The organism is Bacteroides mediterraneensis, assembly GCF_900128455.1.
Classification (GTDB): Bacteria; Bacteroidota; Bacteroidia; order Bacteroidales; family Bacteroidaceae; genus Phocaeicola; species Phocaeicola mediterraneensis.
On the sequence record NZ_LT635783.1, the window covers coordinates 3,397,628 to 3,422,160 of the forward strand.

General features: G+C 48.4%; 15 protein-coding genes. 6 read left to right on the forward strand and 9 right to left on the reverse strand.

Annotation, left to right across the window (positions count from 1 at the left end):
* Positions 1-55: 55 nt before the first annotated feature.
* The 9 genes from BQ7480_RS14570 to BQ7480_RS14610 all read right to left on the reverse strand — a co-directional run bounded on the left by BQ7480_RS14570 (position 56) and on the right by BQ7480_RS14610 (position 15,115).
* On the reverse strand, positions 56-1,399 hold the full coding sequence (locus BQ7480_RS14570) for an ABC transporter substrate-binding protein (protein WP_394332633.1): 1,344 nt from the start codon (positions 1,397-1,399) through the stop codon (positions 56-58).
* Positions 1,396-2,187, reverse strand: a complete 792-nt coding sequence (locus tag BQ7480_RS14575; protein WP_072543439.1) for an ABC transporter permease — start codon at positions 2,185-2,187, stop codon at positions 1,396-1,398. Before BQ7480_RS14575 ends, BQ7480_RS14570 begins: the two co-directional genes overlap by 4 nt.
* Positions 2,181-2,978 (reverse strand): ABC transporter permease, encoded by a 798-nt coding sequence (locus BQ7480_RS14580; protein WP_072543440.1) that lies wholly within the window; start codon positions 2,976-2,978, stop codon positions 2,181-2,183. Before BQ7480_RS14580 ends, BQ7480_RS14575 begins: the two co-directional genes overlap by 7 nt.
* A complete protein-coding gene (locus tag BQ7480_RS14585) occupies positions 2,975-4,372 on the reverse strand; it encodes a polyamine ABC transporter ATP-binding protein (RefSeq protein WP_072543441.1) in 1,398 nt (465 codons plus the stop codon). The genes BQ7480_RS14580 and BQ7480_RS14585 overlap by 4 nt, the downstream gene beginning before the upstream one ends.
* Positions 4,373-4,502: 130 nt before the next feature.
* Positions 4,503-5,603: a methylmalonyl Co-A mutase-associated GTPase MeaB gene (gene meaB, locus BQ7480_RS14590; RefSeq protein WP_072543442.1), complete on the reverse strand. Its 1,101-nt coding sequence runs from the start codon at positions 5,601-5,603 to the stop codon at positions 4,503-4,505.
* 7 nt (positions 5,604-5,610) lie between these two features.
* Positions 5,611-6,696, reverse strand: a complete 1,086-nt coding sequence (locus BQ7480_RS14595) for a DUF1573 domain-containing protein (RefSeq protein WP_072543443.1) — start codon at positions 6,694-6,696, stop codon at positions 5,611-5,613.
* A gap of 133 nt (positions 6,697-6,829) precedes the next feature.
* Positions 6,830-12,439, reverse strand: a complete 5,610-nt coding sequence (locus BQ7480_RS14600) for an alpha-2-macroglobulin family protein (protein ID WP_072543444.1) — start codon at positions 12,437-12,439, stop codon at positions 6,830-6,832.
* 180 nt (positions 12,440-12,619) lie between these two features.
* Positions 12,620-14,077 carry an aminoacyl-histidine dipeptidase gene (locus tag BQ7480_RS14605; RefSeq protein ID WP_072543445.1) on the reverse strand — a complete coding sequence of 486 codons (1,458 nt, stop codon included), beginning with the start codon at positions 14,075-14,077 and terminating at the stop codon, positions 12,620-12,622.
* Between the two features lie 30 nt (positions 14,078-14,107).
* The gene (locus tag BQ7480_RS14610) at positions 14,108-15,115 is read right to left on the reverse strand and encodes a lysylphosphatidylglycerol synthase transmembrane domain-containing protein (protein WP_072543446.1); all 1,008 of its coding nucleotides are present in this window, start codon (positions 15,113-15,115) and stop codon (positions 14,108-14,110) included.
* A 75-nt stretch (positions 15,116-15,190) separates the two neighbouring features.
* Between BQ7480_RS14610 and rsmA the strand changes: the two genes are divergently transcribed.
* The 6 genes from rsmA (at position 15,191) to BQ7480_RS14640 (ending at position 24,526) form a co-directional block, all read left to right on the forward strand.
* Entirely contained in the window at positions 15,191-15,994 is an 804-nt protein-coding gene (rsmA, locus tag BQ7480_RS14615) for a 16S rRNA (adenine(1518)-N(6)/adenine(1519)-N(6))-dimethyltransferase RsmA (protein WP_072543447.1), read from the forward strand.
* A 54-nt stretch (positions 15,995-16,048) separates the two neighbouring features.
* Positions 16,049-17,389: a magnesium transporter gene (mgtE, locus tag BQ7480_RS14620; protein WP_072543448.1), complete on the forward strand. Its 1,341-nt coding sequence runs from the start codon at positions 16,049-16,051 to the stop codon at positions 17,387-17,389.
* A gap of 305 nt (positions 17,390-17,694) precedes the next feature.
* Complete coding sequence (locus BQ7480_RS14625; protein ID WP_072543449.1) at positions 17,695-19,500, forward strand: DUF349 domain-containing protein; 1,806 nt, start codon at positions 17,695-17,697, stop codon at positions 19,498-19,500.
* A 390-nt stretch (positions 19,501-19,890) separates the two neighbouring features.
* Positions 19,891-22,266 carry a DUF5689 domain-containing protein gene (locus BQ7480_RS14630; RefSeq protein WP_072543450.1) on the forward strand — a complete coding sequence of 792 codons (2,376 nt, stop codon included), beginning with the start codon at positions 19,891-19,893 and terminating at the stop codon, positions 22,264-22,266.
* Positions 22,267-22,285: 19 nt separating this feature from the next.
* On the forward strand, positions 22,286-23,473 hold the full coding sequence (locus BQ7480_RS14635; RefSeq protein ID WP_235816746.1) for a DNA/RNA non-specific endonuclease: 1,188 nt from the start codon (positions 22,286-22,288) through the stop codon (positions 23,471-23,473).
* Between the two features lie 12 nt (positions 23,474-23,485).
* On the forward strand, positions 23,486-24,526 hold the full coding sequence (locus BQ7480_RS14640) for an endonuclease/exonuclease/phosphatase family protein (RefSeq protein WP_072543452.1): 1,041 nt from the start codon (positions 23,486-23,488) through the stop codon (positions 24,524-24,526).
* Positions 24,527-24,533 lie beyond the last annotated feature (7 nt).

The following is a 24,533-nucleotide window of genomic DNA, read 5'->3' on the forward strand; positions in this document are numbered from 1 at the left end:
CCTTCCCGGGCGCACCCGGAAAGGAGGTTTCTTTTTGGTTCTCTCAATTTGTTACTCACTTACGGCGAAGCTTCCGGCGCGAACGCTTGTAATGGCTCCGCTTGTAGTGCAGCCAGCGGCGACGAATTTGCCACGCACTCAGTCCGACAAACACCAGCAGAATCAGGATGACCAGCCCACTGTTCAGATTGTCTCCTTTCACCCGCGACCAGATTTCCAGCACATCTACAGTCTTATCGCCAAAATCGCGTATCATGGCGCAACGGGCTATCACCGACTTGTCGGGATACTGGGTGTTCCGCAATTTCACGTGCCGGGCTTCCGGGCCGAAGAAGTAACTGGCATCCACTTCCTTGTCCAACGTGGAATCAATGCAGGCCTCCATAATTTCCGGAGCGGCAATGGAACTGACGTACCCGTTTTCTTCCATGTTCCGCAAAGCGATATCCGGACGGCACAGGAAGTTGATGAAATAACTGGCAGCCTTCGGATTCTGGGCATACTTGGGAATTACCCATCCGTCGTACCACACGTTGCTTCCTTCTTCCGGAATGGTATATCCCAAATCCACTCCTACTGCCGAAGCTTCTTCAATAGCCCACTGGGCATCGCCGCTCCAAGTCATGTTCATCCATGCCTTTCCCTTGGTCATCATCTCCTTGCCAAAATCGGCTTCCCAACCTGCCACATTGGGCTTCAGCAGTTTCAAGTATTTTTCCACCGAGTCCATAGAAGCCGGTGAATAGTCGTTCATCAGGCTGGTCACACTGCGGGTGCTGTCTTTCAAGTCTTCCCGATGAGCATACAGCAGTGCCATGCCATACGCATCACGGTAAGAGTCCTTCATCAGAATTTTTCCTGCATACCGTTTGTCCCACAGACACCCCCAGGAACGTAAATCCTGAGCAGACACATATTTCTTATTGTACAACAGTCCGGCCGTACCCCACATGTAACAGACCGCATACCGGCTGGCCGGCTGGTCGCCCGGCACCGTCAGTTTGTCTATCTGCTGGCGGATGTAGGGGGCCACCCCCTTCATGTAATTGGGTGAGTGGGCAAAAACAGTGTCGATGGGCAGCAGCAGTCCTTTGTGCAGCATGCGCTCAATGATGTATTCCGACGGACAGACCACATCAAAATCCTCATGCCCCTTTTCAATCTTGGTCAGCATGATTTCGTTGATATCGAAAGTCTGATAAACAATCCGGATATCCTCTCCCGTCTGTTCCTTATAGTATTGCTGGAAATCTTCCAATACCCCTTCGCCAATGTAATCGGCCCAGTTGTACACCTTCAGCACATTCTCGCGCGACTCTCCGACATTGTAACAGCTCGTCAGCAGGGAGCATACACAGAGCATCGCCCACCAGCTCCACCTTTTCATCTTCTGTTTCATTTGTTCTTTGCTTTGTCAGCTCTACGGTTAATAATTATCAGCAGCACCAGAATCACCACAAAAATCACGGCAGACAGCGGACGAAGTTCCGGTGTCAGACCGCCCTTGCGGGCATCCGCATAAATATAAGTAGAAAGTGTCTCCAGTCCCTGGTTGCCGATGGTAAACACCGTCACGGCAAAATCATCGATGGAGATGGTCAGTGCCAGCAGGAAACCGCTGATCATTCCGGGACGGATTTCCGGGATAATCACCTTCCACAGGGCCTGCATAGGAGTAGCCCCCAAATCAAGTGCCGCCTCATACAGATTCGGATTCATCTGCTTCAGGCGCGGCAATACGCTCAACACCACATACGGCGTACAGAAAGTGATGTGGGCCAACACCACGGTCGTGAAACCTTGAGTAATACCCAATGACACAAAAAGCAGGAACAAGGAAATACCGGTAATGATATCTCCGTTCAAAATGGGGATGGTATTGATAAACCCCATGGCTTTCCGGCTCCGGGCCTTCAGGTTGTAAATGCCGATGGCGGCCACACTACCCAGCAGGGTGGAAACCGTAGCGGCAATAAAGGCGATAGCAATCGTATTGACCAGTGCATTCATCAGGGAATGATGGGCCCCCGTATTACACAACGAACGATACAGGTTGAACGAGAAACCCGTCCAGTTGCCCAGCACCTTGGCCTCGGTAAACGAATAAATCACAATAATCAGAATCGGGGCATACAGCATCAGCAGTAACACCCACAGATAGGTCTGCATCAATATTTTCTTTACCATACCTGTCCTCCTTTCTCCGACTCGTTCTTATCGTCGGCACTGAACAAGGAAGTAGCGGCAATCAGGAAGAGCATAATCAATGAAAGCGCGGCACCATAGTTCCACAAACTGTTGTTGATATTCTCCTGAATAGTGGTACCAAACAGTTTGATGTTGTTCATGGTGAGCAGTTCCGCAATGGCAAAGGTCGAGATGGTAGGCATGAACACCATCATGATGCCGCTCACCACCCCCGGCATGGACAGAGGGAAGACCACTTTCCAGAACACCTGAAACGAGTTGGCCCCCAAATCTTGGGCCGCTTCCACGTAACTGGGATCCATCTTCTGGAGCGTATTGTAAATCGGATAAATCATAAACGGAATGAAATTGTAAATCATTCCGAAAATCAAGGCGCCTTCCCCCAACGGAAGACTGGCAAAATCGAACAAGGCCACTGTAGCCAGCGTACGTATCAGAATATTTATCCACATGGGAAGGATAAACAGCATAATCAGCGTACGGGAATAGCTGGAACGGCTCCGGCTCAGAATCCAAGCTGCCGGATACCCCAACACGATACACCCGATGGTAGTGAGCAGAGCAATACCGATGGAATACACAAAGGTATTGACGGCTTCCGGATGCGCCAGAAACTTCCGGAAGTTATCCAAGGTAATGCGGCCCGTGTCATCCGTAAAGGCATAAATCACAATCAGGACTAGCGGAATAATCACGAAAATGATTGAAAAAATCAGGTAAGGCAAAGTCCAGCTTCTCCGCGACAGAAAAAACAAACGCAGCTTGTTCATCGTTCCTCCCGTTTTACGCGTACCCGGATGTCTTCAGGAGCAATGGATATCCCCACATGGTCTCCGTCATCCCATACGTCGTTGGTATCGACAAACACATTCTCATCCCAGTCCGACCAGACGGTCAGGTGATAATGGTTCCCTTTATAAAGAATGAATTTCACTTCTCCCGTCAGCGTACCATCTTCGGCATCGTCCTGCAAGTCAATCTTGTCGAAATCCACTTCCACCTGTACTTCTCCCAGAGGCACTTGCTGCAAATCGACCGGAGCACATTCAAATGTACAGCCCAGAAACTCCACATGCGTTTCATCCAGCAGTCTTCCGTCGAACGTGTTGCACAAGCGCTCCTTTTTCATGATATGGATGTCGTGAGGCTTCACCAGCAGGCCAACCTCCGCTCCTGCTTCAAACGCATGATAATCCTGCACCACGAACTCATAGTCCTGACACAGCACCACCATTTCATAATGTACGCCTTTGAAGATACACGACTGTACCACGCCGCGAAGCTGTGCCATGTCCGACACAGGAAAGATATACAGGTCTTCCGGACGGATCACCACATCCACCGGTGTCTGTTCACCGAAACCTTCGTCCACACACTCGAAATCCCGGTCGCAGAAATGCACCAGTCTGTCTTTCACCATCACCCCGTTCAGGATATTGCTTTCGCCAATGAAATCGGCCACGAACGAATTGATGGGTTCATTATAAATATCAGTAGGAGTACCAATCTGCTGAATACGCCCCTCGCTCATCACCACGATGGTATCGCTAAGGGTCAAGGCTTCTTCCTGGTCGTGAGTGACATACACAAAAGTGATGCCCAATGACTTGTGCATCTCCTTCAGCTCCATCTGCATGTCCTTGCGCATCTTCAGGTCGAGAGCTGCCAGCGGCTCGTCGAGCAACAATACTTCCGGCTCATTCACGATGGCCCGCGCAATGGCCACACGCTGTTGCTGTCCACCGGAAAGGGAATTCACGTCACGATACTCATAGTCGGTCATACCTACCATTTTCAAGGCAGCCTTGACCTTTTTCAGCACTACGTCTTTCGGAAGTTTCTTCAGTTTCAGTCCGAAAGCAATGTTGTCATACACATTCAGATGGGGAAACAATGCGTACTTCTGGAACACCGTGTTCACCGGACGCTTGTGGGGCGGAGTCTGGGTAATCTCTTTACCTGCAATGCAAATCACTCCTTCGGAAGCCGTCTGGAAACCGGCAATCAGGCGCAGCAAGGTAGTCTTACCGCAGCCTGAAGGTCCCAGTATGGTTACAAACTCTCCTTTTTTTATGGACAGATTGATATTATCCAAGGCCGTTTTTTCACCAAAAAACTTCGATACGCCCTTTACCTCTATAATCGGTTTGGTTTCACTTTGCATGATTTCTTAAAAATTAGTCCGCAAAGTTACATATTAATTCATTTTGCAGGATGATATCGCCGGCTTTTCTTCTTTATTTTTATCCAGTCCACAAAGAATGTAAAAGAAACTACATATTTATGCAACATTTTCATTTCAAACCTGAAAAATACATATCGAGCAGTTTCCTAGCCGCAGAGAAAGAAGTGGCTTTTCCATCCAACACTTCTTCTTCCTGCAAAGGCAATAAAGAGGCAATCTGCGGATTCTGATAAAAACTGTCGCGCAGATGCTCGTTGATGGTTTCATACATCCAGTATTTGGCTTGTTCATTCCTGCGACGTTCAAAATAACCGTTTTTGCGGACAAAATCAATGTAGGCATAAATCATATCCCAGATTTCCTTGATACCGATATTGTAAAAACCGGAATAAGTCAGCACCTGAGGCGTCCAGCCCGATTCGGGAGCTGGGAAAAGATGCAAGGCATTCCGAAAATGGGTAGCTGCCAGCTTGGCTTTCTCAATATTGTTACCGTCGGCCTTGTTAATGACAATGCCGTCGGCCATTTCCATAATTCCTCGTTTGATGCCTTGCAGTTCATCACCTGTACCGGCCAGCTGAATCAGCAGGAAAAAATCGACCATGGAATGGACAGCCGTCTCACTCTGCCCGACTCCGACCGTTTCCACAAAGATTTTGTCGAAACCGGCGGCCTCGCACAAAATGATGGTCTCACGGGTTTTGCGGGCTACTCCTCCCAGCGAACCGGCTGAAGGACTCGGACGGATAAAGGATTTGGGGTGTACAGACAGTTTTTCCATACGGGTCTTATCGCCCAGAATACTTCCTTTGGAACGCTCACTGCTGGGGTCGATGGCCAACACGGCCAGCTTTCCACCCTTTTCTTCCAGTACATGCAAGCCGAACACATCGATTGACGTACTTTTTCCGGCTCCCGGCACTCCACTGATGCCGATGCGGATGGAATTGCCGGAATATGGCAGGCATTTTTCAATCACCTCCTGTGCCAGCACCTGGTGTTCCGGTTTCACACTCTCCACCAGCGTCACTGCCTGGCTCAGCATAGTCACATCGCCTTTCACGATGCCTTCCACATACTCTACAGCCGTGTACTGACGACGTTTGGGTTTCTTTCTCAGTTTCAGATAAGGATTAACAATGGAGGGCTGTTCCACTCCTTGATTGACAGTTAACCCCTTATAAGCTTCGTTGTTCTCGGGGTGTTCCATACTTCATTTATTTATCGGACGATTTCAGCCGGGCTTTCACACGGATGGTAATCATCGGTTGGTTAGGGTCATTGGTAATCATCAAGACACGTGGAGAACCTTTCACACGGGGAAGATTCTGTGCCAACACGGTAATCTTCATTTTGGTAGATTCTCCCGGTTTCAGCACCCTCTTGTTCAGTTTCACGGCCAAAGCCATACTGAACACCTGCATATCCTGAATATTCAAATCAGATTTTCCTGTATTCGAAATGACAATGGTCTGCGACTTTTTCTGTTTGGGTTTCAAGTCTACAAATTCCAGTTCCTTGGCCGACAAGGTAATCTGAGGCGGATTATTCTTCTGCTGTTCTGTCAATTTGGAGAAATCGGGCAACAGTGCTACGGATACCGGAATTTCATTTTCACTTCCCACCTTGTCACCCGGGAAACGGGACAGATACACGGAAGCACGTGTAATACCCAGTTTCGGGAGTTTCTCGGAGTCCAGTGTCACCCGTATTTTTCCCGTCTTTCCACGTCCCAGCTTCTCCGGCTCAGCCGTAGCTTCCAGATAAGGAGGAAGATGCATCAGCACAGGAGAGTAAGCCTTATTGGAAGTATTGGCAACCAGCAACTCAATCACCGGATGGTCACCTTTGTTCACCGATTTAAAATCCAATTCATCCAGGTTCAAGCGAATAGCTCCCACGGCATAGGGATGCGTAAAGGAGAAGTTCTTGGCATCGGCTGTCACCTCTCCGTTGAAATCCAGATAAATCGGCATAGGCGAAGCATTGCAGTAGACACCCACATCTTTGTAGAAATGCCCGATGGCTTCCGCATCAAACACCACCGTAATTTCTCCCTTTCCTCCTGCCGGAACAGGCTCTTCTGTCCATTTCGCTTTGGCGCAACCGCAAGAGGTCGTCACATTGGAAATGACCAGTGGTTTGTCGCCCGTATTGGTAAACGAATAAATAACAGTGGCCGGATTTCTCCATAAGACATATCCCAAATCCTTTGTCTGCATGTCAAAAGTGATTTTGGGCTGTGCAAACAAAGAAAAACAGGCAGCCATACACAACAGGAAAAAAGTATATATACGTTTCATTGATTTTATTCTTTCTAAATTACGGAAACAAAGATAAAGAGAAAACGGAAACAAGCAAAATCAAGCCTGAAAATTTATTCCGTCCAGACTTCTGTAAAAAAAGTCCGGGCAGGACTTACCCACCCGGACTTACTTATTCCACTTGAAGGCTACACCCTTCCGTATGACTTCCGAACTCCGGCGCATATACCGACTGTAGGATGGCCGTTCCGGCCTGATAGGTTCCTGTACGGTCTACGTAGACTTCGTATTCTATCACGTAACTGCCTTTCCGCAGGTGGTCGATAAAGAATGAGGTGGCCGCATCTCCCGGAGCCTGATAATATCCCAGCCCGTCTTTCCACACATAGCCGGATAATTGTTGCACAGGTTCCATGCAGGCAGCCCGTTCGTCTTTCAGGCTGACAAAATCCATATCCCGGTCGGTACGGAAGGTCAGACGGACGGTCAACCGGTCACCCACATGCAAGAGGGACTTCCGGCCCAAGGTCTTACCTTTATATATATACTCACGTGACACCTTCAAGCCGTCACCTTCAAACTGCTGAACCCGGTCCATATCTTCCAGGTATTGAGTATAAACCGCTCCCCATCCAGCCCCTTTTCCCGTATGGCTTACTGTCAGTTTCTTCACATGGGTATCCTGCCCTGTCCATGTCTGACGGATATATCCCAGTCCGTCGTCCGGCGTCTCCAAGTGGATACCTGTCGCCTTTGCCTCCATCTTCCCCGTTTCTTGCAAAGCGATTCCATCGGACAACAACGCATAGAGGGCATCTGCCGTAGCCAACGGAGTGCTCCAACACTGCACCTGCTTCTGCTTCAGCAGCCAGTGCTTCATCTCGTTCAACATCGGTTCATCCTTTTCCATCAGCTGAATAGCCTCCATGGCAGCCACCTGCGTCGGAATCCGGTAACCGTTCCAGGCATACAAAGCTTTCGGTGTATCGAAATAACGTCCCATTTCCGGAGTCGCTACAGTGTATTCCTTAATGGAATGTACCAAAGCTTCTGCCTGCGACTCCTTTCCCTGCGCCTGCAGAATCCGGGCAATCAAGGCCTTCTCATAGATGGAGTATTCACTGGAACGGTTTTCCAGTTTTGCCACCATATATTCCTTGGCTTCCTGCTGTACCCGGGCAGCTGCCGCTTTATCCAGCGAAACAATATACAAGTATCTCACGGCCAGTTCACTGGGCAATTGAACTCCATTCTTTTTCGATTCATACTCCTTGAGTTGCCGATATTCCTCACAGAATGCCGCCTCCAGGCAATTTAAGGCTTTCAAATACATATCCGACACACGCACTTCGCCCATCACTTGCATGGATTTCAGACGGGCCAGCAGTTCCGTCACCTGAGTGGTCACCATCCGGCTTCCCACCATGCCGCCAAACCAGCTCCAGCTTCCATCCGACTTTTGCAAGGAGCTCAGTTTCGTTACAGCCTGCTCCATACGATACTTCATCGCATTCAAGTCGAACAGCAACCCTATCCGTCGCTGTTGTTCCTGCTCACTGGCCGCTTCAGCCAACCAAGGAGTTTCCGCCAGCAACAAATTCTTCAAATCCGGATTCTGTTCCAGCTCACTCCATAAAGTTTCTTTCTTCACGCCCTGCTTCCGCCAAGTGTCAAACACCGTCTGAATCTGCGGATTCAATTTCACAATCTTCTGTGCCAGCGCCTGAGCATAATAAGCCGCAGCCCAAGAAAACGCATCGTCCTGTTGCGGATTGCCAACTACCGGAAGTGCCTGCACAGCATACCAGATAGGGTTGGCAGTCAATTCAATGGTCAGCCGACGGTTTTCGGCCGTCTTGCTCTGTCCGTTAAACCTGCCCTTCAGGTCCACCTGCTGGGATTGTCCGGCTTCCACCTGCAACGACTGCGTCTCGGTCATCCATTGCTTATCGGTCAGTACAGGCAGGTAGTGCTGTTCACCGTCACTGAACTCACCCGCTTCGGCCTGCATCCGGCAAATCAAGACCTCACAATCCGTTTTCACTGGAAAAGCAAAACATACACTGCCCGTTTCTCCGGCCCTTACAAAGAAGTCCTGAGCCGACTGATAGATTACAGTTCCATCCACCGGATTCACCAGCTCCAACCGGGCCTTTCCTTTCACCTCCTCGGTGGATAAATTCATCAACGAGGCTGCCAGTGAAGCCTCATCCCCCCGCCGAAGGAAACGAGGCAGGTTCGGCTGAAGCATAAACGGTTTTTCGGTACGAGTTTCGGACTGCATGAGTCCATAATCCATGTCACGCGTATGCGCAAATCCCTGGAACTTCCACTGAGTCAACGCATCCGGCACGGTAAAGACCAGCCGTACGGTACCAGTTGAATCAGTCCGCAAATCGGGATAGAAGAAAGCGGTTTCCGCGAAATTTTCCCGTAAAGTCAAATCCGGCTCTGCTTTCAATTCAATTTTCGCAGACTGAAGTTCCACGAGCAATGCCCCCTCATTCTGCGAGAATCCCTCTTCCTCCAAAGCCACATCCTCTTTCATCATCACATTCGGTGCCGCCGCAGCTGCCTTCATCATGATTCCCGTACCTCGAATCATCTGCACATTGCGGGTCAGACTTTGATACAGCTGCAAAGAAGGAATCCACAAGCGACTGTACAACTGCCAGTTATCCGGTACATAGACGGAAGACAGAGAATAGGTATAGAAGGGAGAGTAAGCCATTGCCACACTGTTCATCTGCTGGATGAACGGCATCACCGAAGGTGTATAACGCCTGAAAGTCAGATAGAAGTTCCATGGATTCTCCCACAAACGGTCGAGAGAAGCATCGTACAAAGTAGCCAACAGACGGGCATCTGCCGGCCTACCGGAGGCATCCAGAATCCGCATTGTCCAAGTTTCCTCTGTACCCGGACGCAGACGGTCGCGGAAAGTCTCCCATTGCAATTTCAGTTTCTTCTCGGGAACCGGACGCTTCAGAGCCACCTGTTTGGAATACCAGATACCCTCCTTCATAAATCCGAAGCTGATGGTGATTCCATCGCCATACTCCGGCTTCCAAGTATAGGAGAACGGGCGGATTTCCTCGTTCAACATCTGAGCCTCAGACACCAGCATCCGATTTCCGCTATATACATGATAAAACAGATGTACATTCTTCTCACTGCTACCCACGTACAAAGTCACCGGCCGGTCGGCCTGCAGTTCCATACCGTCCTGATAGAACCATTCCACGGTCTTTATCGGAGGAACGCTGTCACTCAAAGAGAAGAGTACCAATTCCTGTTCCGCGCGACAAGGGCGTCCGTGCTCATCACGGGCAGATACTTCCAGCACGTATTTTCCGGAAGCCAGCTGTTTCCACGCCTCCGGCAAGAAAGGCTGGCCAGACTTCACCGTATCCGACCATACAGTCCGTCCTTTCTTTCCAGCCTCACCCAAGAGGTAAAGATGACAAGCCACCTCCAAGGCCACCGGCTGACGTTGCAGATTCAAGGCTTGCACCTGAATCTGCTCCAGCTTCTCACGGGCCACTTTCCCAGCCAATCCCTTTATCTGTAATCCGACAGCATGTTCCCCTACCGGAAGTACCAGTACCCCTTTCTGGGTTTCTCCAGCCACATCCGTCACCTCCGCTTCTATCCGGTAACAATAGAAGCCGTCCCATCCCAAGGAAACCTCCGTATCCGGACGCTCCAAGCAGACTTTCAAGGCAAAAGTCCCGTCTGCCTGCGCCATCAGTTCTCCTTCGGCCAACAGCTTCTCTTCCGCATCCATACGCCAGAACCAAGCTTTCGAGCGAGTCAAAGTATAACGTATCTTACCGCCCTGTACCGGCGCACCCGAGAACTTCTTCGCCGTTCCCTCCAACGTCAGAGAGTCTCCCATGGTATAGGCCTCCTGCACCTCCTTCCAAATCACCTCAAACGTCGGACGTTTGTATTCTTCCACCCGAATAGCACAAGAAGTCTTCTCCGATTCTATGCGGAACGTTCCGGCCAATGTTTCCGTCGGCAACTGGAACTCTGTGGAGAATGCACCAAAATCGTCGGTTGTCAACTCCTTTCGGGCGATTTCCTGATTGTGGGTATCCCGCAAAGCCAGCCACACAGCCGCCTCCTTACGAACCTGCACCTCATCCCCATTCTGCGTATAAGCCACTCCCGATACGTACACCGTCTGTCCTTTACGATAGAGTGCACGGTCAGTAAACAAATCCATCCGGTCGATAGCCTTCTGCATGCTGTTTACGGTAGACAAGATTCTTCTGGACCAATAGGATACCTCCATAAAATCATCTTTCGCAGTCCGTGCATGCATCCACAACTGTGTATTCATATCCGGAACCACTACCTTCCCTTGCTTGTCTGTACGATACGTCTTATACACCGTATAATTACCCGGTACCGGTATTGAATAGAACACCAGTTCGGCTCCTGCCACCGGCAACCCCGTTTTCCGGTCTACCACGTGACATTCGGTCTGCTTTCCCTCCATCGGGAAAGAAACTACCTGAAGCGAAGACAGATGCACCACATCGTATCCTGTCTTATCCTTATAACCATCGGGAATGGACTTCAACACATAAATTCCAGCTTCCGGCATCCGACAAGTCAAAATAGATACCGAGTCCTTATAATCAGGTGTTTCCGGCAAGTCCAGCCGCACCTTATCCATCAGTGTGCCATATTTCTTAATTAATGCTGCATGGTCCACACTATTGGCAAACACAGAAGAAGACGCCTTGAGATTCAATTTATACCATTCCAACGTAGCCCCTGCCAGGTTCTTGCTAGTGACACGAAGTTCCGTTTCCGCCTGTGGATAAGGCCGAGTCACCTGTACCGAAAGCGAAGGCATGCACACGATACGCTGCTTGTCTTTCAGGTCAGCGGCAAACTCCGAATCGGGATAACGCTTCAGTCCCTCTTCAATCACCTTTATTTCGGATACGAAATCCTGCTTCCGGTGATAGAAATCCGCCCAACAGATATACACCGCCGCACAGGCATCCAATCCAACATAGGTTTCCGCCCACGACTTCCACAAATCCACCGCCTGAGTGTCCGACACCGGTTGCGGATATCGCCATCCCCTGCGTTGCCAGCAGCTCAACCGTTCCAAACGGGTCAGTAACTCAGCCTCACGATTGTGCACAGCCTTGTATTGTGCCAGTAACATTTCATAATCCTCATACACGGCACATTGCACCTCCTTACTGTCCTGCCCGCTCATCTTCAACCGATAAATGACCTGCCGCAACAACAGGTCGTACATATTGTCACCGAAATAACGCTGGCTCCATTTTCCAATCTCCGTCATCGGACGAAAATCTACGGCCGATACAGACGACAAGGCCTCTTTTTCTTTTACTGCCTGATTGAAATAATACAGTACGCTATCCATCTTCTCAGGATGAAGCTCCAACTTATAATATCCCGTAAGGAACATCAGTACGGCTTTCTGCAAAGGGTCGCTCTCCTTCATGGCCCAATCTTCCATATACTGAAGTTCCTTCTGCAGACTGTCTGGCGTAAGTTCCACCTGACATTCCACCCGTGAAAAATACGCCTTCAGCATCTGCGGAGTATTTTTCTCCTTCCTGGCCTTTTCATAAATCTGATTCACCTGCACAATCAATGTCTGTGGCAAATCCTTTTTCCGACTCTCTTCCACATCCTTCCACAAGCGTTCGTAACTTTGAGCCACTCCAGCCAGTGGGAAAATAAAAGTCAGCCATCCGATGGCACATAGTAAGAATAGTCTGTTCATATTCTTCAAATTAAAATTCCACTTCGGTTGTTTCTTATAAAGATAAAGTAGATTTCTTAAATTACTGCATAGTTTTTAATTAAAAGAAGCAAACGAAGCCACCTGAGGGTATAAAAAGAGAGAGAACCAGATTCTCCACGAATCCGGTTCTCTCTACATCTGTATTTTAGGTCTAAAAGTTTATTTCTTCGGCGTATTCTCCAGTGTGGCAATCAAGAAATCATAGAATTTCTTCACTGACGGCACGTGGCAACGTTCTTCCGGAGTATGCGGGCACTGCAATGTCGGACCGAATGAAATCATATCCAGCCCCGGAACCACTGCCCCGATGATGCCACATTCCAATCCGGCATGAATCACCTTCACTTCCGGTGCTTCTCCAAACTGCGCCTTGTAAGACTCCTTCATGGCATGCAGGATTGGAGAATTCACATCCGGTTCCCAGCCAGAATAGCTGCCAGAGCGTTCTACGTGCATTCCTGCCATAGAGAAGCAGCTTTCAATGGCTGTATTACGGTAATCTTTCATCGATTCACGAGAACTACGTGTCAGCACTTTGATGACCGCTTTTCCCTTGCCGATTTCCACAATAGCCAGGTTGGAAGAAGTCTCTACCGTATCCGGAATGGTCGGGATAAAACGCTCCACTCCATCCGGACAAGCATAAATGGCATCCACCAAGTTATCCCGGATTTCATCGGGCACCATCATCTTCGGCAAATCGATACGTTCTGCCGTAAAGCTCAGGTTGTCTTCGATGGTAGCGAACTCATCGCGCCATACTTGCTCACATTCACCCACGAATGCCAGCACATCGTCCACCTCCGAAGCCGGTACGGTAATCACAACCTCACAGTCACGCGGAATGGCATTGCGCATGTTTCCACCTTCCCATGATACCAAACAAGCCTCATCGTAGGCAATCACCTGATTCATGAAACGTGCCATCAGCTTGTTGGCATTGGCATGTCCCCAGCCAATCTGAATACCGGAATGTCCACCTCGCAAACCTTTCAAGGTCACCTTCAGCGCCACGTCTTCCGGATCGGTTTCCACTTCCTTGTATTCCAATGTAGCAGTCAGGTCTTCCCCACCCGCGCAACCTATATAAAGTTCACCTTCTTCTTCCGAATCCAGGTTCAAAAGGATATCTCCTTCCACAGTGCCCTGCTTCAAGCCGAAAGCGCCATACATACCCGTTTCCTCATCGGCCGTTATCAAGGCCATCAGCGGACCATGTTTCAACGACTTGTCCTCCATGACTGCCATGATGGCTGCCACTCCCATGCCGTTATCCGACCCCAAGGTCGTGCCTTTGGCCTTCACCCATTCTCCGTCCACATAAACCGGAATAGGGTCTTTCTCAAAATCATGCTGCGAATGTTTGTCTTTCTGAGGAACCATGTCCATGTGAGCTTGCAAGATAACCGCCTTCCGGTCTTCCATGCCCGGAGCAGCCGGCTTGCGATAGATGATGTTTCCAGCCTCATCCTGAAACGATTCCACACCCACCTGCTTACCGAAATCCAGCAAGAAGGCCTGAATTTTTTCCAAATGTCCCGACGGACGGGGAATTTGAGTCAACGAATAGAAATGCTTCCACACATTCTGCGGAGCCAAAGAAAGAATTTCGTTCATATTATTATCTGATTTTATCCGAAAAGCAAATCACTTTCCGGCTTGTTTCTTGTTTACCAGCGGTAAAGCCACAAGGCCATAAATACCTAGCAAAATTAATAAAAAGGTTTGAATACCGTGCACCAACAGGGCAAATATTCCTGCATCATCCTTATCTACCCCATACATCATCATCATGGTGATGACCGCAAAATGCCACGGACCCGCCCCATTGGGAGTAGGCACAGCTACGGCAATACTTCCTACCACGAACATCACCAGCCCCGGCATCCAGCCCAGCGAGGCGGAAAAGTCAAAACAATAGAAGCTGACATAGAACTGCAAGAAATAGCAGCCCCATATACCTATAGTATATAAGGTAAAGAGCCAAGGCTGTTTCACATGACGGAGAGAGAGGCATCCGGCCCACACATCGTTCAAGATGCTCCGTACTTTCGTGAAAATAGCTAGTTTGCGTATCAGGAAGAAAACCAACACTCCTGCCGCCAACAAGCAAGTCAAGGTAATATAAAAGTTGGTGGAAGTAAAAAGCCCCGTAAAGAACCCCATGTTCGTACCGGTTTTCTCAAAAAAAGCCGCAAAAATACGCGACTGGAGCAATAAGGTCACCACCGTGATAAGCACCACACAAATACTGTCGATGAGCCGTTCAGTGACTACCGTACCCAATGACTTGGAAAAAGAAACCCCGTCGTATTTTGCCAGGACACCACAACGGGACACCTCCCCCACACGAGGCACCACCAGATTGGCGGCATAAGATACAAACACCGCATACACACTGTTCGAAAGTTTAGGGTATTCCCCCAACGGAGCCAGTGTCAGGTTCCAGCGCCACCCGCGAAACAGATGTCCAAACACGCCGAACACCAGCGAAAAGGCCATCCAGCCGTAATTCATTCCCCCATCGAGTACACTCCACACTCGCCGAAAATCGAAATCATGGTAAGTCCACCACAGAATGGCAGCTCCCAGCACCAGTGGAAGCGCGATTTGGCAGGCTCTATTTATTATTTTTTTTAAACCTGTTCGTTCCAAAATCAGTCGGTATATAAAGATTTATGTTTAACTTTGCAAGATACAAAGATAATACGAACATTTAAAACCTGAGGCATGAAATTAGTAAAACCTAAAAAGTTTTTAGGACAACACTTTCTGAAAGACCTGCAAGTGGCACAAGACATCGCCGACACGGTGGATGCTTGTCCGGCACTTCCCGTCCTCGAAGTGGGCCCCGGAATGGGAGTTCTCACCCAATACCTGCTGAAAAAAGAGCGTCCGCTCAAAGTCGTGGAACTCGACTTTGAATCGGTGGCTTATCTGCGCGAGAATTTCCCGCAGCTGGGCGACCATATCATCGAGCAGGACTTCCTGAAGATGGACCTCCGGCAGCTTTTCGACGGCCAGCCTTTCGTTTTGACGGGAAACTACCCCTACAACATATCCAGCCAGATATTCTTCAAGATGCTCGAGTATAAGGACCTGATTCCCTGCTGTACGGGTATGATTCAGAAAGAAGTGGCCGAGCGTATTGCAGCTTCTCCGGGCAACAAGACCTACGGCATTCTGAGCGTACTGATACAAGCCTGGTATAGTGTAGAATACCTGTTTACCGTCCATGAACATGTGTTCAATCCTCCCCCCAAAGTGAAGAGCGCCGTCATCCGCATGACACGCAACGAAACACAGCACCTAGGCTGCAACGAGCAGCTCTTCAAACAGATAGTCAAAACTACGTTCAACCAGCGGCGCAAGACACTCCGCAATTCCATTTCGCCTATTCTGGACAAAGGAAATCCGCTCAGTGCCGACCCTATCTTCAACAAGCGCCCGGAACAGTTGTCCGTACAAGACTTCATCGACCTGACCAACCAGGTGGAGCAAGCCCTGCGTACTTCTTCCACCCATGCGGAATAATCCTGCACACGAGACTACAGACTACAATAAAAGAACTCATCTGAAACTTACAAGATGAACAGTGAAGATATTAGAACCGTCACCGAACTGATTGAGAAGAAAGACTCCGACCAGTTAAAGGAAACCCTCAAAGACTTGCACCCGGCGGACATTGCCGAATTGTGCAACGAACTGGACGCAGAAGACGCCCGCTTCATCTATCTGCTGCTGGACAACGAAACGGCAGCCGACGTGTTGATTGAAATGGACGAGGACGCCCGAAAGAAGTTCCTCGAAATCCTCCCTCCGGAAACCATTGCCAAACGCTTCGTGGATTATATGGATTCGGACGATGCCGTCGACATCATCCGTGAAATGGACGAGGACAAGCAGGAAGAAGTGCTTTCGCACATCGAAGACATCGAGCAGGCAGGCGACATTGTCGACTTGCTGAAATACGATGAAGACACCGCCGGAGGTTTGATGGGTACGGAAATGGTGATTGTGAACGAAAACTGGAGTATGCCCGAATGCCTGCGCGAGATGCGTCTGCAAGCCGAAGACATGGACGAAATCTATTATGTATATGTGGTGGACGACGACGAACGTCTGCGGGGAGTATTCCCGTTGAAAAAAATGATTACCAGCCCGTCGGTATCCAAGGTGAAACACGTGATGAAAAAAGATCCGATATCCGTCCACGTAGACACCCCTATTGAAGAAGTGGTGCAAACCATTGAGAAATACGACCTTGTGGCCGTCCCTGTGGTCGACAGTATCGGCCGCTTGGTAGGACGAATCACCGTCGACGACGTGATGGATGAGGTACGTGAACAGGCCGAACGAGATTACCAGTTGGCATCCGGTCTGTCGCAGGACGTAGAAACCGACGACAACGTGTTCCGCCAAACCACCGCCCGTCTGCCGTGGCTGCTAATCGGTATGCTCGGAGGTATCGGTAACTCCATGATCCTGGGAAATTTCGACACCACTTTTGCCGCCCATCCGGAAATGGCTCTCTACATTCCCCTGATTGGAGGAACGGGCGGAAACGTAGGGACCCAATCGTCTGCCTTGGTGGTACAGGGACTGGCCAACAGTTCGCTGAATGCCGAAAACACGTTCAAGCAGGTATTGAAAGAATCGGTAGTAGCTCTTATCAACGCCACCATCATCTCCATGCTGGTTTATATCTACAATTTTATCCGCTTCGGAGCCAGTGCCACCGTGAGTTACTCCGTGTCTATCAGTCTGTTTGCCGTCGTCATGTTTGCCTCTATCTTCGGTACCCTGGTACCCATGACTTTAGAAAAGCTGAAAATCGATCCGGCTATCGCCACCGGACCGTTCATATCCATTACCAACGACATCATCGGCATGCTGATGTACATGGGAATCACCGTATTACTGGCCTAAAGATTTGTTAAAAAAAACGCAAGTGCGTTTGGAGAAAAACGTAAGTACATTTTCTTCCAAACGCACTTGCGTTTTAATCAAAACGTCTAAGCGTTTTTACTCAAACGCAAAGGCGTTTTTTTCAATTCCTCAAAAACCGACAGAAAATCTTCCTATTTCTTCATATCTCTTCAAAAAATCAGCTACATTTTGTAGTTTTTGTCTGAAAAAGTATGAAAATCAGATTTTATTTCTTTAATTTGTGAGAGTCTTTCTAAAAACAGACATACAAACAAAAGAATTATACTCTTTAAAATCTATATACGATGGAAGTAAATGAAACCAACCGCCCATTAACCGAGGCACCAATGGAAAATCCCGTTGAAGCTCTGGTTCCTACTGTGGAAGAAACCGAAAAGGAAACATACACCCCGAAACAGACATTGGAAGAAGTGGTGCAACGCCTTAAGGAAATCAACGAAAAAAATGACCTGACCGATAAACAGGAAATTGACGTACTCAAACAAACATTCTACAAGCTACAAAAGGCCAAAGTAGAAGCGGCACGGAAAGCTTTCATCGATGAAGGAGGAAAGGCAGAAGAATTTACCCCGGAAACAGAACCTGCGGAAGAGGAATTCAAAACAGTCATGAACGCCATCAAGGAAAAAAGAAATGCCTTGGCAGCTGCCCAAGAAAAGGAGAAAGAAGAGAACCTGACCAAAAAGCTAGGCATTCTGGAAAGAATGAAATTCCTGACCGAATCACAGGAAGATACCAATAAAATTTACGACGATTTCAAGAAACTCCAGCAGGAATGGAACGAAATCGGACAGATACCTGCGGCCAAAGTCAATGAAATCTGGAAAACGTATCAGCTTTACACCGAGAAATTCTACGACATGGTGAAGCTGAACAACGAATTCCGCGAATATGACTTCAAGAAAAACCTGGAACAAAAGACCCGTCTCTGTGAAGCGGCAGAAAAACTGGCCGATGAACCCGATGTCATTTCGGCCTTCCACCAACTGCAGAAGCTCCACCAGGAATTCCGGGCCATCGGGCCGGTAGCCAAAGATTTGCGCGAAGCCGTCTGGACACGCTTCAAAGCCGCTTCTACAGTAATCAACAAACGCCATCAGCAGCATTTTGAGGAATTGAAGGAAAAGGAACAGAACAACCTGGACCAGAAAACCGTGATTTGCGAGATTGTGGAAAGTATGGAATACGACACCTTTACCACTTTCGCCGACTGGGAAGACAAGACCAAGGAAATTCTGGCCTTGCAAGCCAAATGGAAAACCATCGGCTATGCACCGCAGAAAATGAACGTCAAGATTTTTGAACGCTTCCGTGCGGCATGCGACGAATTCTTCCGCCGGAAAGCGGCATTCTTCAAATCGGTCAAAGAAACCATGGCCGCCAACCTGGAAAAGAAAAAGGCGCTCTGCGAAAAAGCGGAAGCGTTGAAAGACAGTACCAACTGGAAAGAAACGGCTGAAATCCTGACCAAGCTCCAGAAAGAATGGAAGACCGTCGGTCCGGTGGCCAAAAAACATTCGGATGCCGTGTGGAAACGTTTCATCGGTGCGTGCGACTATTTCTTCGAGCAGAAAAGCAAGGCTACTTCTTCACAACGCACGGAAGAAGTAGAGAATCAGGCTAAAAAAGAAGATGTCATCAAACGGATGGCTGCCTTGGAAGCTTCCGGAGCAGCCGATGAAGCCACAGCCGAACAGGTACGTGCCTTGATGAAAGAATGGAACTCCATCGGTTTCGTTCCTTTCAAAGAAAAAGACCGCCTGTATAAGGAATTCCACGGACTGGTGGACAAACTGTTCGACCGTCTGCACTTGTCGGCCACAGAGAAACGTCTGAACAACGTACGTACCAGCGGCAATAAAGAAAGTAACCTTTATCGCGACCGCGAACGCTTGGTCCGTACGTATGAAAGCTTGAAGAACGACATCCAGACCTACGAAAACAATCTCGGTTTCCTGAACTCGTCTTCCAAGAAAGGAAACACACTGGTGGCAGACATCACTCGCAAAATCGAACGCCTGAAAAAGGATATGGATTTGGTGCTGAGCAAAATCAAGGCCATCGATGAAAACTTGAAAGAAAAAGAATAAAAAAACAGAAGATAATTTTCAGCCAAGCCCTCTTCTCTTCTACTGGGAATGAGGGCTTTTTTATGCCAGCTCCAGCCGTATCCCCCTGGCTATCGACTTCCGTTTCCCTCTCCCGCATCCACAGGCTAAAAGCTAACTTTCTGTAAAAATATTCAGGAAATTTTCACTGTTCAAAGAAAAAGCATAAATTAAACCCAAAATTTAAAAACGACACTAAAACAGACTACGGCACAGGCATTCTCTTCCATACGAGAACTGTCTCTACTGGCAAAAGCTAAACAAACAGATAGTGCATTTTGCTCCACTAAGCCCGGAAAGGACTTTTAAAGGAACAATATGTAGACACACTCAATCTTGTTTCCACAAGACTTAACACCTAATTTCAAAAATATGAAAAAAATCAACTTGTTCAAGTTATGGCATGGACTGTTGTGCATGCTCATGACGGTTTCGTTTATCGCATGCGTAGACGACAATGAAGACACAGAGGCACCTTATCTGGAAGTCAATCCCGCTACCCTCACGTTTGAAAACGGGGGTACGCAGACCTTGGAAATCTCGACCAACCGCACCTGGAAAGCCAGCGTGGAAGATGGCAGCTGGATGTCACTCTCCCAAACGGAAGGAGAAGGCTCTGCCAGCATCCAGGTGAGCGTACCGGAAGGAACCGTGGGAGAAGCTAAAATCAACATTGTCATGAGCAACCGCTCCGGAATTCTGAAAAGCGCCACAGTAGCTGTGAAAGCGGGTTCCGTGGCCGAATCCAAACTGATTTATCATGAAACGGCAGGCAATGCGGATGCATCCCAAAAACCTTACGTTTCCAATTACCAAGGATGGGACAAATCGGGAGACGGAGCTGCTACCGTAGAATATGCAGGTTCCAACACGTCTGTCCGTTCTTCCGGTCTGACCAATACGGACGCTTATGAAGGTGCCTCAGGCCCCAATATCATTTTCTTCGGCTCCTCTCCTGCCACCTTCGATATCCGGAAAATTACATTGGCAGAAGGACAAACCCATCTGAAACTGACTTTTGGCGCCAGCCGTTCCAAACAAAATGAGGACAAGAGTTATGACAACTCTTTCACCCCTGAAACATTCAAGCTGGCAGTTAGCTCCAACGGCACGAGCTGGAAAGAAATTTCTTACGAAAAGAATAAAGGAGACGCCGACCGTCCTTACTGGATATTGGCCACGGCCCAGTTCAGCTTAAAGAAAGCGACTCCAACACTGTACATCCGGTTCACAGCCATGGAAAGTTCCGTATTCCGTCTGGACGACATAACCCTTTCTACAGGAAACGGAGGCCAGGAAGTGGATTTGGAAGAAGGTAGCAGCACTCCGGAAGAAGGAGGTGGCACAGCCATCAGCCGCATCATCAAACTGCAAAAGGGCGGACAGACACAACTGACTGAAAACATGGAGTTTGAAGCCCTTGTGTGTGGAGACCCCAAGGTGAATAATGCTTCTGCGGGTACCCTCAACCTCATGACTCCCGATGCCACAACGGCCAATGAAGGGATTGTATTATATAACAGTAAACTCCACGCACAGATAAAAGAGACTTTTGCATTGGGAGACAAGGTTAAAGTCTCACTAAAGGCAAATAAAGTGAAATTGGGAGCCTACAACGGCATTACCCAAGTAACCGACTGGGAAATCAGTGATGTGACCGTTGTCAGCCACAAAAATACAGTGAACCCGATTCTTACCACCGCCGACAAACTGGCTGAATATGCTGGAATGCCTGCCATAGTAAAAGACGTAAAGATTGACGCTCCGGGCACATGGGAGGCCAAGACCTATACTTTCGGCAACGTGACCGTGTTTTTCAACAAAAATGCGACTTCCCTTATCGGCCAGCCTTACAAAGCCGGAAGCGGTTCTATCACAGGTATTGTCACGGTATTTAAAGAGAAGGCACAGTTAATGCCACGTAACCTGGAAGACTTGAAGGACTTCGCTTCGAGTGAACCTGCTATCACGGAAGTCACTCCACATTCACTCAGTTTTACTGAAGCCGGAGGAGAGCAGAGTATCAAGGTCACTCTACAGAATGCGGAAGGAAAAAGCCTGAAGGTGTCTGGCTTGTCAGGTATCCTGTCGGCCCAAATAAATGGCACGACTGTCACCGTTCATGCAAAGGCTAACAATACAGGAAGCGCTGTCAAACAGACGCTGTCCATCCAAATAGACGGAACTGAAAGCAAGATAGAAGTCCCTGTAACCGTGGCCGCAAAAGCCGCAGCAGGAACAAAATTGGTCATGAGCGGTTTCGATATCACCAAAGGGAAAGATGGTTCCGTGGAATTACCTACCGATGGATACAACACGCAAAATACCCAAGATGCTTCCACATGGTATAGCTGGACCTATAATTCCATCCAATTCAAAGGTGCCAAAATCTGTATCGCAAACGAAAAGAACGGTGGCGGAATACAACTGCAGGGCAATGCATCCGATGCCAAGAAACAAGGATTCATCTTCAATGCGACAAAAATTGAAAAAATCCAGTCCATTGAAATCACTCTGAGGGTAGCAGCCAGTTCGAACTATGCACCTGCCTACCATCTTTACGCAGGTACAAGCGAACATCCAAATACAAACACCATTGAACCTGCGTCCTCAATGAAAGAAGAGAACGGGTTCAAGGTATATACCCATACCTTCAACCTGTCAGGCGGTGAATATGATTACTTCACCATCAAGAATGATAAAGCAGGTGCTTTATACATCGACGCAATCATAATTACCAAAAAATAAGAACTGAATGCCTTTGAAAATGACACTCCGTTATCTCATTCTATTCACGCTCTCTGTCCTTCTTCTTTCCTGTCGGAAAGACAATGAGTCACCCCTTTCCACCGGAACAGCCGAATGGAAAGATGCACCGGTGGTTTCTTCTCAGTCTGGAAACACCGTCATACAAATTCAAGGTGTCCAGGGAATTAAATGGAACGCCCGCATCACGGAAGGGGCAGCATGGTGTTCCTTCTCTTTGGCCAACTCCATTCCTGAAAAGGATGGAGTTTTGACCGAAGGAATCAACGCGTTGTATGTATATTTCTCTGAAAATACCGATAAAGAAGACCGGAAAGCCAGCATCTCGATTCAAATAGGAGAAGGAACCCCCATCTCCTTGGTGCTGACACAGAATGGAAAGATTTCCGGAACGGATGCCGAAACAGACACCAAGCGACCGAACAAGGCTTGGGCGGAAATTCCGGACTACCAGGCAAACCCTGCGTTCCAGTATGTGACTCATTATACTCATCTAAACGGTAAATCTGTCCGTAACTACTCTATATGCTACGACCAGTCGCATAAAGCGGCACTGTGGGTGGCTTATCCGCTCCACAAATGTTATTTGGGCAACTTAGACCGCACAGATGAATGGACATACGACCCGGACATCGAAAGCCAGTACCAAATCTATGTGAAGAGGGCCTATAAAGAACACCCCAAATACGACCGGGGACATCAGATTCCATCCGCCGACAGGACCCAGACACGGGAGATGAATGCACAGACATTCTATTTTACCAACCAGACACCACAAGTCGGCAAAGGACTGAATCAGGATATCTGGCAAAAGCTGGAAGAAGTAATCCGCAAAAACTATATCTGCGCGGATACACTCTATGTGGTAACAGGTGCCTATTTTGCTCACTCCAATACCAAGGCAACAGACAATAAAGGAGTAAAAACGGACGTTCCGACTCACTATTTCAAGGTCTTGCTGCGAACCAAATCCGGTATGACAGGCAAATGGGTAAGACAATGTGACGCCTCACAGCTGCAAGCCATCGGTTTCTGGCTGGAAAACAAAGCCTATTCCAGCACACAGATTACCAAGGATATATGCAAGAAGGTATCTGAGATTGAAGCAATTACCGGGTTCACATTCTTCCCGGGTATTCCCTCTCAAGTAAAAAATGATTTCAACGCCATAGAATGGAATCTCAATTAAAATGAACAAAAGATGAAACCTATATTTACGATTCTATTTGCAATTTTATCGTTTTACACGTCAGGACACGCTCAAAAGCCTTATAAAGTGGTATTCTATAACCTGGAAAACTTTTTCGACTTGGAAAACGACCCAGACGTATTAGACGACGAGTTTACTCCTGACGGTCCCAAGAAATGGACACAGGACAAGTATGACAAGAAACTGAGTAACATCGAGAAAGTATTCTTCGACATAGCCACCATCGACAAGAGCTATCCAGTTGTCATCGGCGTATGCGAAGTGGAGAACCGCAATGTGCTGGAAGACATCGTAGCTACCAGGAAGCTTTCTCCTGCCAACTATCACATCGTGCATTACGACTCCCCGGAAATACGAGGGGTGGACGCCGCCTTCCTGTACCGTCCGGATGTACTACAGCTGGAAGGCTCCAAGGCCATACGCACGGTGATTCCCTCATTGCCTAACTTCAAGACCCGGGATATCGTCACCATGTGGGGAAAAATCGACCATGAAGATTTCTTTTTCATGGTGGCCCACTGGCCTTCAAGACTGGGAGGAAAGGAAGTTTCTGCATTTAAACGTATTGCAGTAGGAAGACAGATGAGACATATTGCCGACTCTGTAAGAGCACTCCGCCCCACTACCAAAGTCGTCATGATGGGCGACTTCAACGATGACCCGACGGACGAGAGTGTGGCCGGAGAAAAGGGAATAGGAGCCAAAATCAAAGCCAAGGAAGTCAGACCGGAGGACTATTATGCCCCTAATGCAGCCTTATTAAAAGCCGGATATGGAACCCTGGCCTATGGAGATGCCTGGAACATTTTTGACAATATGATTGTCAGCGGGAACCTGATAGACGGGAATTCCGACGGACTCAAGCTGAGAAAGGCAGAAAAATCGAAATTCTACGGCAACATTTTCAAACGGCATTACATGGTACAGAAAGAAGGGCAGTTCAAAGGATATCCCTTACGGACCTATGTGGGTAACAACTTTCAGGGAGGATTCAGCGACCACTTCCCCGTATATATTTATATAGGCAAGTAATATTAAA